The sequence below is a fragment of the Micromonospora sp. NPDC049799 genome (assembly GCF_040656655.1).
Taxonomy (GTDB): Bacteria; Actinomycetota; Actinomycetes; order Mycobacteriales; family Micromonosporaceae; genus Micromonospora.
Genome location: NZ_JBFAMU010000126.1, coordinates 1 through 11,773, shown reverse-complemented (window position 1 = coordinate 11,773; position 11,773 = coordinate 1). Strand labels below are relative to the sequence as shown.

Genomic DNA, 11,773 nt, shown 5'->3' with positions numbered 1-11,773 from the left:
GCCGGCGCCGCGACCGTCTCATCCCGTGGCAGCATGGCGGGGTGACCGGGACCGAAGCCGACGCCCGCCGGGTGCTGCGCCCACCGGCCGGCTACCGCCTGGCCGCGTCGGTGCGGTCATTGACCTTCAGCCCGTACGACCCGTGCGCGCGGGTCGCGGAGGGCACCTTCTGGTGGGCCACCCGCACCCCGGACGGGCCGGCCACCCTGGCGCTGCGCCCGTCCGCCGGGGACCTCCTCGCCGAGGGGTACGGCCCGGGAGCCGACTGGGTCGTCGAGCGCGCCGACGCGATCGCCGGCCTCCGCGACGACCTGACCGGGTTCGCCGACCTGGCCGCCGCCCACCCGCTGGTGGCCGAGCTGGCCGCGCGGTACGTCGGGATGCGGATGCCGACCACCGGTCAGGTCTTCGGCCGGCTGCTGCGGGCGGTCTTCGAGCAGAAGGTGACCGGCAAGGAGGCCTACCGGGCGTACGCCGCCATGGTCCGGCACTTCCGCGCGGCGGCACCCGGCCCGATGCAGCCGCTCCTGCTGCCGCCGGAGGCCTCGGCGGTGGCGGCCACCCCGTACTGGGTCTTCCACCCCTTCGGAGTGGAGCAGCGGCGGGCGGAGACGCTGCGCCGGGTCGCCGCCGTGGCCGACCGGCTGGAGCGCTGCGCCGACTCGACCGAGGCGACCCGCCGGCTCACCGCGATCCCCGGCATCGGCCCCTGGACGGCGGCAGAGGTGGTCCGTGTCGCGTACGGCGACCCGGACGCGGTCAGCGTCGGCGACTACCACGTGCCGAACACGGTGGCCTGGGCCCTGGCCGGGGAGGCGCGCGGCGACGACGCGCGGATGCTGGCGCTGCTGGAGCCGTTCCGGGGGCACCGGGGCCGGGTGTGCGGGCTGCTGGAGGCCGCCGGCATCCAGGCGCCGAAGTTCGGCCCCCGGGCGCCGATCCGCTCCTTCGCCCGGTTCTGACGACCGCACCGGTCCGCCGGGTGTCGCCCTGGCGGGTGGGATCGGCGGTCAGCCCCGCCGGGCGCAGAGCCGGCGCAGGGTCCGTCCGAGCCACCACGCGTACGCGTGCTGGAAGACCCGACCGGCGGGCCCGGCGGCGCGCATGAACCAGCGGTCGGGCCGGCTGAACGCGCGTACCTCGAACCAGACCTCGCCGGATCCGTCGCGGCCGACGAGGAACGCCTCCTCGCCCCGGGCGGGGTGGCCGGGCAGGGTGCCGTAGCCGAAGCCGGCCCGGGAGCCGTCGTCGACCGCCCAGACCACCTCGCAGGGCGCGGCCAGCCGCAGCGGGCCGACACCGAGCCCGGAGACGACCCGTACGCCGGGCGCGGCCCGGTCGGCCGAGGCGTCGATCCGGATGCCCGCGGCCCGGTGCAGGTGCCACGAGAGCACGGCCTCGCCCGCCGCGTCGAACGTTCCCTCGGGCAGCCGGACCCGGTGCCGCACGTGCCGCCAGCCGGCCGGCAGGTCCCCGGCCCGGGTGGCGCCGACGTGCGGATAGGTCAGTGCCGGCACGGGAGGCACCCCTTCCGGGTCGACGGACACCGCCCAGCGTACGGGGTCGGGGGCACCGCGCCCGCGGTCGACTGTGGTTGGCTGGGCGCGTGAGAACACCCCCGTTGATCGCGCCGGCCACCCTCCTCGACGCCGGCGAGATCCTCACCGTGCAGCGCGCCGCCTACCTCACCGAGGCGCAGCGCTACGGCGACCCGTTCCTGCCGCCGCTGACCGAGACGTTGGAGGAGGTGCGCGCCGCCGTCGCCGGGGCACGCACCGTGCTGACCGCCCGGGTCGGCCCACGGCTGGTGGGTTCGGTGCGTGCCCACGTCGAGGCCGGCGTCGCCCACGTCGGGCGGCTCGCCGTCGCCCCGGACCAGCAGGGTTGCGGCATCGGCGGGCGCCTGCTGCGGGCCGTCGAGGCGATGTACGCCTCCCGGGTCGACCGGTTCGCGCTGTTCACCGGCGCGGACAGCGAGCAGAACCTCCGGCTGTACCAGCGGCACGGGTACCGGGTGGTCGGGCACCGGGCCGACGCGAACGGCGTGCGGCTCGCCCTGCTGGAGAAGCCGTCGGTCAGCGCCGTCCGCGCCGGCGCCTGAGCCACACGGATTCTCCGCCGCCCCACCGGGCTGTCGGACACCAGAGTGCCGCTCGCGCACAGTGATTCTCGCGCGGCCGGACCTCGGACGTGCGCGCCGCTTTGCTCTGCACCCTGATACGCACCGGTTGCGCCGCGTGACCACGGCTGGGGAGAAGCCCGCCGAGAAACAGCAGGTGGACAGGCTGGTGCGTCCGGGGGTGCAGAGCAAAGCGGCGAAGGCATCGTGTCGGCAGCCGCCGGGACGTCACCGACAGTGACGAGATCCCAGCTGTGACTCACTGTGATGGCTTCGGCGGGGAGGCACATCGCGGAACCGGCCCGACCCGCCCGATCGGCCGATGCTCAGGCGGCCTCGCGCAGATCGGCCAGGTCCAGCGGCGTACGGGCGCGGAGCAGTTCCGCCAACTCGGTGACCGAGCCGACCTCGCCGAGCACGTTCTTACCGCCGCCGTACGACCGCGGGTAGCGGTGCACGAGCCGGTAGCGGTAGCGCCCACGGATCAGCTCGATGGTCACCCGCCACCGCCCGCAACACCCGCAGACCCACTCCGACACCCCGCGAAAGTAGCTGTGAGCTGCGGTTATCTGATTCCGGCCGGAGGGACGCCGGGGGACGCGCGGGGACACACCGCCCGCGAGCCGCCGGTGATCTGCCTCACGGCTGTCGGTGCCGTCTGATTGACTGGTCGCCGTGGAGCTGCCGATCAACCCCCCGGTCGAGCCGATGCTGGCCAAGAGCGTGCCCCGGGTGCCGACCGCCCCCGGCATGACGTACGAGCCGAAGTGGGACGGCTTCCGGTGCATCGTCTTCCGCGACGGCGACGAGGTCGAGCTGGCCAGCCGGGGCGGCAAGCTGATGACGCGCTACTTCCCGGAGGTCGTCGAGCAGGCCCGCCGCCAGCTGCCGGAGCGGTGCGCGGTCGACGGCGAGCTGATCGTCATCCGACGGGACGGGCCGGACGGCCAGCCGCGCCTCGACTTCGAGCTGCTCGCCCAGCGCATCCACCCGGCGGCCTCGCGGGTGACGATGCTGGCCGAGACCACCCCCGCCGACTTCGTCGCCTTCGACCTGCTCGCCCTCGGCGACGAGTCGCTGCTGGAGCAGCCCTACCCGCGACGGCGGGCGCGGCTGGAGGAGGCGCTGGGTGGCGTACGGCCGCCGGTGCACGTCACCCAGGTCACCACCGACCCGGAGACCGCGCACCGCTGGTTCGACGTCTTCGAGGGCGCCGGCCTGGACGGTCTCATCGCCAAGCCGGCCGACCTACCGTACGAGCCGGGCAAGCGGCTCATGTTCAAGGTCAAGCACGCGCGCACCGCCGACGTGGTGGTGGCCGGCTTCCGGTGGCACAAGTCCGGTCCAGTGGTCGGCTCGCTCCTGCTCGGCCTCTACGACGACGACGGGGTCCTGCACCACGTCGGGGTGAGCGCGTCGTTCACCATGGCCCGTCGGCAGGAGCTGCTGGAGGAGCTGGCCCCCTACCGGGACACCGACGGCACGCACCCGTGGGTGCACGGCGACCACGAGCGCGGGCAACGCATCCCCGGTGGGGTGAGCCGGTGGACCGGCACGAAGAACCTGGAGTGGGAGCCGCTGCGCCCCGAGCTGGTGGTCGAGGTGGGATACGACGCGATGGAGGGCGAACGGTTCCGGCACACGGCGCGCTTCGTCCGCTGGCGGCCCGACCGTGATCCCCGCTCCTGCCGCTACGACCAGCTCGACCGGCCGGTCCGGTTCGACGTGGACCAGGTGCTGCGCGGTGACCCGACGGCGACCGTGGGGTCGCCCGACGGCCCGGCGTAGCCTGGCGCTCGACCCGATCAGGGAGGTTTCCTCGTGACCCGCACCTCCGACCGCCCCCGGTTCCGGCTGGCTCTCGCCGGTCTGGCCGCCGCCGCGCTGGTCACCGCCGGCTGCACCCTGCCGGCGTTCGCGCCCAGCACGGACGTCGAGGGTGAGGCTGCCGCACCCGGCACCGCGCCGGCCTGGCGCGCGTGCCCCGAGGTGCCTGAGGAGCTGGTCGGCCGCAGTGCGCCGGACATGCGCTACGAGTGCGCCCGCATCCGGGTTCCCCGCGACTGGGGCACCGGTTCGGGCGCCACCGCCGGTCCGGGCAGCGGTGAGACGTTCGAGATCGCCCTGCTGCGAGCCCGCTCGACCAAGCAGCGCGACCGCATCGGGTCGCTGGTCATCAACCCGGGAGGTCCCGGCGGCTCCGGTGTGGACACCGCCGTCTACCTCTCCTTCGGGCCGACCTTCGGTGGGCTGCCCACCTCGGTCACCGAGCGTTTCGACATCGTCGGTTTCGACCCACGCGGGGTGGCTCGGTCCAGCCCGGTGAAGTGCATCCCGGACGCCGACCTCGACGCGACCTTCGGCTACGACCCCGACCCGGAGAGCCAGCGGTCGTTCGACGACTTCGTCGCGCTCAGCCAGCGGATCGGTCGGGGCTGCGGCGACAAGTACGGCGACCAGCTCCCGCTCTACGGCACCGAGCAGGCCGCACGGGACATGGACGCGGTCCGCGCCGCCGTCGGCGACGAGAAGCTCACCTACCTCGGCTACTCGTACGGGACGCTGCTCGGCGCCACGTACGCGCAGCTCTACCCGCAGCGCGTCCGGGCGCTGGTGCTCGACGGCGCGGTCGATCCCCGGCAGGGGCTCGTCGCCTCCTCGGAGAGCCAGGCCAAGGGCTTCGAGCGGGCGTTCGACAACTTCACCCGGTGGTGTGCGGCCAACGCCGGCCGGTGTCCGATCGCGCCGGATGCCCGGGCCGCGGTGACCTCGGCGATCGAGAAGGCCCGGGTCTCGCCGGTCCGGGGTGACGACGGGCGGGAGGCGACCCCCGGCTGGGTGTTCTACGCGGTGATCTCCTCCCTCTACACCGAGGCGGGTTGGGAGGAGCTGGGCCGGGCGATCGACGAGTTGCAGGACGGCGACCCGACGGAGGTCTTCCGCCTCGCCGACGCGTACGCCGACCGCGAGGACGACGGCCGCTACTCGAACCTCTTCGACGCGAACCTCGCGGTCAACTGCGCGGACGAGGAGGAGAAGCCCAGTCGGGAGCAGATCCGCCAGCTCCAGTCGCAGTGGCGCCAGAAGTACCCGCTGTTCGGCCCCGCCCTGGCCGTGGGCATGCTCTCCTGCACGGAGTGGCCGGGCGGCCGGGACCCGTACCCGACCGGCCGGGCCGACGGTGCGCCGCCGATCCTGGTGGTCGGCACCACCGGCGACCCCGCCACCCCGTACGAGCAGACCCCCGCCCTGGCCTCGATGCTCGGGGTGGGCCGGGTGCTCACCTGGGAGGGCGAGGGGCACACCGCCTATCCGCAGACGGCTTGCATCACTGCTGCCGTCGACGCCTACCTGATCTCGTTGACCGTTCCCAGGGAGGGGCTGCGCTGCCCGGCCCGCTGACCGGGGGCTCCGGCTGCAGTTCGGGTATCTCGATCTCGTACCGCCGGGCGATCTCCTCCAGCAGCAGTCGCATCCGGTGCACGTCCGCCTTGAGCTGTTCCTGCTCCTCGTGCTCGAAGGCGTCGTCGTCGACGATCAGCCGGCTGGCGAAGTGCGCCGTGATCAGCGGGATGACCAGCAGGACCATGGTCGAGATGAGTAGCGCGGCGAGCGTCCGGCCGGCCCAGGTGGTCGGTGAGATGTCGCCGTAGCCGACGGTGGAGGCGGTCACCACCGCCCACCAGACCGCGTCGGCGGCGGTGCGGTTCTCCACCTGGCCGTAGATGACCCCCGCGACGACGATCATCAGCAGGTACGACGTGATCAGCGTTCGCGGCGAGTTCGCGAACCACACCAGCCCCCGGTAGATCCACCGGAACGGCGCCAGGATGTCCATGGGGCACCATGCTGCCCGGTGACCGCAACCACCGCCCGCACATCCGCCGGTGTCGCTGTGCCAGGCTCGGCGTCATGAACGACCTGATCTTCCGCGTGGCCGTCCGGTCCGACCTGCCCGCCGTCCTGACGCTCCTCGCCGACGACGCGCTCGGCCGGTCCCGCGAGGTCGGAGAGGTCGACGCCGCGTACGAGCGGGCGTTCGACGACATCACCGCCGACCCGCGCAACGACCTGGTCGTGGCGGAGGCCGACGGTGCGGTGGTGGGGTGCATGCAGCTCACCTACATCCCGGGGCTGAGCCGGCACGGCGCCGAGCGGCAGTTGATCGAGGCGGTCCGCGTCCGCTCCGACCAGCGGGGCCGGGGCCTGGGCCGGGAGATGATCACCTGGGCGGTCGACCGGGCGCGGGAGCGGGGATGCGGGCTGGTCCAGCTCACCACCGACAAGTCCCGCCACGACGCGCACCGCTTCTACCTGGGCCTCGGCTTCGTGGCCAGCCACGAGGGCATGAAGCTCCACCTCTGACAGTGGCCCGGCCGACCAGGTGTCACCGACGTCGGAGTGTCCCGGCCGCCGGACCCACCGTCAGGCCGTCGGTGCCGGCCGGCCCCCGTGCCGCGCCGCCCAGCGCAGGCCGGCGGCGTCGACGGCGGCGTGCAGCCTTTCGGCGAACCGGGCCACGCTGCCGTCCAGCGCGTCCAGATCGGCGGGGCCGAGCAGCGGTACCGGGCCGTCGTCGGTCAGCGCCAGCACGCACGGCGTACGCCCCTCGCTGGCCGCCCGGATCTCCGGGGAGCGCTCGTTGAGGTGCACGAGGTCGACCGGGACGCCCAGCTCGGGCACGAGGTGCCGCCACTCGCGCTTGCGGCCCAACGCCCCGTGGGTGATGTCGCAGAGGGCGCACTCGGCGGTGCCCCGGACCTTGCCGACGACGTACGCCAGCTCGCCGCGCAGGCCGCCGTCGGCGTGGTAGACGCCGACCAGCCGCCGGATTACATCGCTCGGGGAGGTCATGCGGAACAGTGTGCCCCGCCCGGCTGAACGGACGCTGGACGCGGTGCGGTCAGCGGGGTCGGTCGCGGTCCTTCGAGGGTTGGACCCGCTTCGGCTCGCCGGGCATCTTCGGATGGTCCGGCGGGTACGGCATGTCGCCCTGGCCGACGGCGGCGTCCCGGTCGGCCCACTCCAGCAGCGGGGTGATGTCCCATGCGGCGTCGTCGATCCCGGCGTGCGGGTCGCCGCGCTCGGCCACCCGGGTGGGGACGGTGCGCAGGTCGAAGTCGTCCGGGTCGACGTCGGGCAGCTCGTCCCAGGTGACCGGGGTGGAGACGGTGGCGCGGGCGTTGGCGCGCAGCGAGTACGCGCAGGCGATCGTCCGGTCACGGGCCATCTGGTTGAAGTCGACGAAGACGCGCGTGCCCCGCTCCTCCTTCCACCAGGCGGTGGTGACCAGCTCGGGCCGGCGTCGCTCCAGCTCGCGGGCCAGCGCGATGGTGGCCCGGCGGACCTCGGTGAAGGTCCATCGAGGTGCGATGCGCAGGTAGACGTGGACGCCCCGACCGCCGGAGGTCTTGGGCCAGCCGGTCGCACCCAGCTCGTCGAGGATGCCGCGCAGCTCGGCCGCCGCGGCGGCGGCGTCGGCGAAGTCGGTGCCCGGCTGCGGGTCGAGGTCGACGCGCAGCTCGTCGGGACGGTCGGTGTCGGCGGCGCGGACCGGCCACGGGTGGAACACCACGGTGCCCATCTGGGCGGCCCAGGCCACGTGGGCGAGGTCGGCGGGGCACAGCTCGTCAGCCGTACGACCGCTCGGAAAGGCGATCCGCGCGGTCTCGACCCACGGGGGCACGCCTCGGGTCGGCACCCGCTTCTGGAAGAACATCTCCCCCTCGACGCCCTCGGGGAAGCGCTGCAGGGTGGTCGGCCGGCCGCGCAGGGCGCGCGTGATGCCGTCACCGACCGCGAGGTAGTAGTGGAACACGTCGGCCTTGGTGTAGCCGCGCTGCGGAAAGATCACCCGGTCGGGGCTGCTCAGCCGGACGGTGCGCCCGGCCACCTCGATCTCCTCGGCTGCGCTCTTCGTGCCACCCATTGCGCGACCATATGCGACGGGTGCGACGTCCGACGTACCGTTGAGGGGTGAGTCTTGACGACAGCGAACTGCCCCGCACCGAGGAAGAGTGGCGGGTCCGGCTGAGCCCCGAGGAGTTCCGGGTGCTCCGCGAGGCCGGCACCGAGCGCCCGTGGACCGGCGAGTACGTGGACACGAAGACGCCGGGCGTCTACCACTGCCGGGCGTGCGGGCTGGAACTCTTCAGCAGCGACACGAAGTTCGACTCGCACTGCGGGTGGCCGAGCTTCGACGACGCCATCCCCGGCCGGGTCAAGGAGATCGAGGACCGCACTCTCGGCATGACGCGCACCGAGATCCGCTGCGCCCGGTGCGACAGCCACCTCGGGCACGTCTTCCACGGTGAGGGCTTCACCCCGAAGGACACCCGGCACTGTGTCAACTCGGTCTCGATCCGGCTGGAGCCGCGCGGCGCCTGACGCCGGCTCGCCGCTGGCGATCATCGCACTCGGTCGCCGGCCGGCAGCGTCGCCAGCAACTCGACCTGGGCGTCCCGGGAACGGGCCACCCGCTCGGCGAACTCACGGACCGCCGCGCTGCCCCCGACCCTGAGGTGGGCCCGGGCGAGGTCCGCCGCCGCCGCCTGGTGCGCGCTCAGCACCGTACCGAGGACCTGATCCACCTCGGCGGGGCCGGCCCGGCGCAGCCGCTCCAGGTCGTCGGCGTCGGCGTGCCCGGTGTGGTCGTGCCGGCCCCCGGTGGTGGGGCGGCCGGCGTCCCGCAGCCAGACACGCATCGTGCCCAGCTCGTCGGTTTCGGTGGCCTCGACGGCCGCGACCAGGGTCCGTAGGTGCGAATCGGTCAGCCGGCCGCGGACCGCGCGGGTCATCTCCAGGGTGCGTTCACTGTGCGCGACGAGCGCCTCGAGGAACGGCGCGTCGACGCCCTGAAGGCTGACCGGGGTCGCGGCGGGGGCCGGTGCGGTGTCACCGTCGCCGCCGGCACAGCCGGCGACGAGGAGCAGGACGACGAGCAGGGTGTACGCGAGCCGGCGGGCCATGCCGAGCCTCCGATCGACGGTCGGCGGGTGCGGCGCGCTCTGGGTACGGGCCGCACCCGATCCGGTCAGACCTGGGTCCAGAGTGCCGGGGTGTACGGCGGCTCCCAACCGGCGATCGCGGTGTGCGCCTGGCGGCACTGGTAGCTCGATCCGCCATAGGTGACCTGGTCGCCGACCTGGTAGGCGCGGCCCGCCGTCCACGTGCCACCCGGGGCGGGCGGCGGGGTGGTGGGTGCGGCGGTCGGCGTCGGGCTGGGGCTGGTCGGTGGCGGCGTGGTGGGCGTGGGCCCGCCGCCGCCGGAGACCTGAAGGTCGACGCAGGAGTAGAACGCGTTGGGGGTGTCGGCGATGTTCCACACCGCGAGGACCTTCTGCCGCCCCGGGTACCCGCCGAGGTTGACCGTGTGCGACACGGTCGCGCCCGGCTGCTGGCCCCCGCCGTTGAACACCGCGATCCGGGTGCCGCCGATGAAGTACTCCCAGTTGCTGGTGGCGTGGCGGGCGGTGTTCGTCCAGGTGAAGGTGACCGAGGTGCCGACCGAGGTGGCGGGCCAACCCCGGCCGTCGTCGTTGAGGACGGCGAACTGCGCGATGCCGGCATGGCAACTACGCAGCCCCTTGGGCCCCTCGACGCTCTGCGGTTCCCATCTGATCTGGCCGCAGTCGGGCACCCGGCCCTGCGCGCAGAGCGCCTGTCGGCTCGGCGGCCCGGAGACGTACCCGTGGGCCTGGGCGGGTACGGCGACCGCCAGCGAGGCGACGACCGCGCCGGTCGCCGCGAGCGGAAGGGTGAGTCGTCTTCGCATGGTGGCATCTCCTTTGGAATCCGACCTGCTGAGATGCCACCCAACATAAATTAAACCTTGTTAACAGTAAAGACTCCTGTCGATAAAGCAGGGCCGGGCGGGCAGCTCAGAGCTTCAGGAGGCTCCCCCGCTCGTCCACCCGGTCGGCCGACTCGTCGTCCAGCCACACGCCGCCGGTGGCGAGGTAGCGGAAGCGGTACTCCCCCGGCCCGAGCCGCACGGTGACGGTCCGGGTGCCGTCCCGGCGGGCGACGAGTTCGTGCCGGCCCGGCTCCCAGTCGTTGAAACAGCCGACGACGCTGACCGGGCCGGGCGGAGCGTCCCGGGGAAGGCAGAAGGTCACCCGGGTCTGGTTGCCGAAGAGCTTGTTGCGCTTGATCACGTGTTCCTCCGGTATCGAGGCCTGCTCCGGGTCCAACGGCCGACACGCCGGGGACGACTCGCCGCAGGCCGGATCAGGTTTGCCGGTTCCGGTTGCCGTCCTGCTGCTGTTCGTCGACGCTGAGGTGACTTGTCCATTTCACGGGGGTTTCGTCATGGCGACCTGCGAGGTCTGCGGTAACGACTACTGGATGGCGTTCGAGGTGCGTACGGTCAGCGGCGACGTGCACACCTTCGACTGCTTCGAGTGCGCCATCCACAAGATGGCCCCGATCTGCGAGCACTGCCAGATCAAGATCGTCGGGCACGGCGTGGAGGTGTCCGGCCGCTTCTTCTGCTGCGCGCACTGCGCCCGGGCCGAGGAGGGCGACCAGGGAGCCCAGGTCCGCGACGCCGTCGGCTCCCGCCCCGCCTGACGGGCCGCGCGGCCCACTCGCCGCCGCGGTCTCCACGTCCACGATCGCGCACGATCCATGAAGTAGTGGCCTCGCGGGCGTCCGGAGCCCACTACTTCCCTGTTCGAGCGTGACCTTGCGGGGGGAGGCGGGCCGGGCGGGTGGCGCTCACCGAGCGAAGTGGACGGGGCGACCGTAAGCGAGCGGTAAGGACGACAGGCCGGCCCGGACGGCTAGCATCCGGGCATGCCCGTCACCACCATCCGGCTGATCGCCGCCACGCTGGCCACCGCCGCCCTGGCGCTGAGCGCGTGCGGCGGCGCCGACGACCGGTCCTCCGGCGACGCGCCGGCCGCCACCGCCACCGCCGCCACGCCCGCCCCGGGCGGCGCCACCGCGAGCCCGGACGGTGCCAGCGGCACCCCGTCGGGTGCCGGCGCCGACCCCAGCGCCCCTGCCGTGCCGAAGACGCTCGACTTCACCGCCCGCACCCTCGACGGCGGCAGCTTCGCCGGGAGCAGCCTCGCCGGGAAGCCGGCGGTCCTGTGGTTCTGGGCGGCGTGGTGCACGCGCTGCCGAGGTGTCGCCGACTCGGTCGCCGCCGTGCAGCGGGACAACGCCGACCGCGTAAGCGTGGTCGGTGTGGCCGGCCTCGGCAGCGGCGACGAGGCGATGAAGCGATTCGCCCGGGACACCGGCATCACCGGCTTCCCGAGCCTGGCGGACGACGACGGCGTGGTCTGGCGTCGGTTCGGCGTCACCAGCCAGGAGCACTACGTGCTGCTGGACTCCGCCGGGACGGTCCGACACAACGGGCCGCTGTCCCAGGCCGACCTGCGCCGGCGCGTCGCCGAGCTGAGCTGAGCCGACATGACCGACGCCCCCTACGGCCTCGCGCTCGGCGCCGGCCTGCTCGCCGCCGTCAACCCGTGCGGCTTCGCGCTGCTGCCCGCGTACCTCTCGATGCTCGTCCTCGGCGACGGTCCGGCGGACCGGCGCGGACCGCTCGGGCGCCGGCGAGCCCGGGGTGGGCTCAAGCGGCTCCTCCGACCGGGTCTTGAGCGTGTCGGCGGTCGGGTAGCCGGGAAACTCCCTGGTGGGTTC

The 11,773-nt window shown here is 73.5% G+C and carries 16 protein-coding genes and 1 pseudogene; 9 read left to right on the top strand and 8 right to left on the bottom strand.

Translation table 11 applies throughout. The features are described from left to right. The first annotated feature begins 41 nt into the window (after positions 1–41). The gene (locus tag AB0I76_RS12665; protein WP_357033928.1) at positions 42–962 is read left to right on the top strand and encodes a DNA-3-methyladenine glycosylase 2 family protein; all 921 of its coding nucleotides are present in this window, start codon (positions 42–44) and stop codon (positions 960–962) included. Positions 963–1,010: 48 nt separating this feature from the next. On the opposite strand, the gene AB0I76_RS12660 is transcribed toward AB0I76_RS12665, so the two are convergent. Next, a complete protein-coding gene (locus AB0I76_RS12660; RefSeq protein ID WP_357033922.1) occupies positions 1,011–1,517 on the bottom strand; it encodes a DUF1990 domain-containing protein in 507 nt (168 codons plus the stop codon). Between the two features lie 89 nt (positions 1,518–1,606). Between AB0I76_RS12660 and AB0I76_RS12655 the strand changes: the two genes are divergently transcribed. Further along, a complete protein-coding gene (locus AB0I76_RS12655; RefSeq protein ID WP_357033920.1) occupies positions 1,607–2,101 on the top strand; it encodes a GNAT family N-acetyltransferase in 495 nt (164 codons plus the stop codon). Between the two features lie 344 nt (positions 2,102–2,445). Here the strand turns inward: AB0I76_RS12655 and AB0I76_RS12650 are convergent, their stop codons facing one another. Further along, positions 2,446–2,658 (bottom strand): hypothetical protein, encoded by a 213-nt coding sequence (locus AB0I76_RS12650; protein WP_357033918.1) that lies wholly within the window; start codon positions 2,656–2,658, stop codon positions 2,446–2,448. A gap of 136 nt (positions 2,659–2,794) precedes the next feature. On the opposite strand from AB0I76_RS12650, the gene AB0I76_RS12645 reads away from it, so the two are divergent. After that, positions 2,795–3,907 (top strand): ATP-dependent DNA ligase, encoded by a 1,113-nt coding sequence (locus AB0I76_RS12645; RefSeq protein WP_357033916.1) that lies wholly within the window; start codon positions 2,795–2,797, stop codon positions 3,905–3,907. A 66-nt stretch (positions 3,908–3,973) separates the two neighbouring features. After that, the gene (locus AB0I76_RS12640; RefSeq protein WP_357033926.1) at positions 3,974–5,521 is read left to right on the top strand and encodes an alpha/beta hydrolase; all 1,548 of its coding nucleotides are present in this window, start codon (positions 3,974–3,976) and stop codon (positions 5,519–5,521) included. Here AB0I76_RS12640 and AB0I76_RS12635 read toward each other — a convergent pair. Further along, positions 5,448–5,957, bottom strand: a complete 510-nt coding sequence (locus tag AB0I76_RS12635; protein ID WP_357033914.1) for a potassium channel family protein — start codon at positions 5,955–5,957, stop codon at positions 5,448–5,450. The genes AB0I76_RS12640 and AB0I76_RS12635 overlap by 74 nt on opposite strands. Before the next feature lie 74 nt (positions 5,958–6,031). On the opposite strand from AB0I76_RS12635, the gene AB0I76_RS12630 reads away from it, so the two are divergent. Further along, positions 6,032–6,484 carry a GNAT family N-acetyltransferase gene (locus AB0I76_RS12630; protein ID WP_357033912.1) on the top strand — a complete coding sequence of 151 codons (453 nt, stop codon included), beginning with the start codon at positions 6,032–6,034 and terminating at the stop codon, positions 6,482–6,484. A gap of 60 nt (positions 6,485–6,544) precedes the next feature. Here AB0I76_RS12630 and AB0I76_RS12625 read toward each other — a convergent pair whose 3' ends face one another. After that, a complete protein-coding gene (locus AB0I76_RS12625) occupies positions 6,545–6,973 on the bottom strand; it encodes a hypothetical protein (RefSeq protein WP_357033910.1) in 429 nt (142 codons plus the stop codon). A 49-nt stretch (positions 6,974–7,022) separates the two neighbouring features. After that, positions 7,023–8,048 (bottom strand): non-homologous end-joining DNA ligase, encoded by a 1,026-nt coding sequence (gene ligD, locus AB0I76_RS12620; RefSeq protein ID WP_357033908.1) that lies wholly within the window; start codon positions 8,046–8,048, stop codon positions 7,023–7,025. A gap of 47 nt (positions 8,049–8,095) precedes the next feature. Between ligD and msrB the strand changes: the two genes are divergently transcribed. Continuing rightward, entirely contained in the window at positions 8,096–8,506 is a 411-nt protein-coding gene (gene msrB, locus AB0I76_RS12615) for a peptide-methionine (R)-S-oxide reductase MsrB (protein ID WP_357033906.1), read from the top strand. Between the two features lie 20 nt (positions 8,507–8,526). On the opposite strand, the gene AB0I76_RS12610 is transcribed toward msrB, so the two are convergent. From AB0I76_RS12610 to AB0I76_RS12600, 3 genes are all read right to left on the bottom strand, one after another. Continuing rightward, positions 8,527–9,168, bottom strand: a complete 642-nt coding sequence (locus AB0I76_RS12610) for a DUF305 domain-containing protein (protein ID WP_357033924.1) — start codon at positions 9,166–9,168, stop codon at positions 8,527–8,529. Further along, positions 9,153–9,893: a lytic polysaccharide monooxygenase gene (locus tag AB0I76_RS12605; RefSeq protein ID WP_357033904.1), complete on the bottom strand. Its 741-nt coding sequence runs from the start codon at positions 9,891–9,893 to the stop codon at positions 9,153–9,155. The genes AB0I76_RS12610 and AB0I76_RS12605 overlap by 16 nt, the downstream gene beginning before the upstream one ends. A 106-nt stretch (positions 9,894–9,999) precedes the next feature. Further along, positions 10,000–10,275, bottom strand: a complete 276-nt coding sequence (locus AB0I76_RS12600; protein ID WP_357033902.1) for an isoamylase early set domain-containing protein — start codon at positions 10,273–10,275, stop codon at positions 10,000–10,002. Between the two features lie 154 nt (positions 10,276–10,429). On the opposite strand from AB0I76_RS12600, the gene AB0I76_RS12595 reads away from it, so the two are divergent. From AB0I76_RS12595 to AB0I76_RS12585, 3 genes and pseudogenes are all read left to right on the top strand, one after another. Next, entirely contained in the window at positions 10,430–10,690 is a 261-nt protein-coding gene (locus tag AB0I76_RS12595; protein ID WP_357033900.1) for a Prokaryotic metallothionein, read from the top strand. Between the two features lie 225 nt (positions 10,691–10,915). After that, positions 10,916–11,533, top strand: a complete 618-nt coding sequence (locus AB0I76_RS12590) for a redoxin domain-containing protein (protein WP_357033898.1) — start codon at positions 10,916–10,918, stop codon at positions 11,531–11,533. 6 nt (positions 11,534–11,539) lie between these two features. After that, positions 11,540–11,773 (top strand): annotated as a pseudogene (locus tag AB0I76_RS12585) (hypothetical protein); the annotation flags it as partial.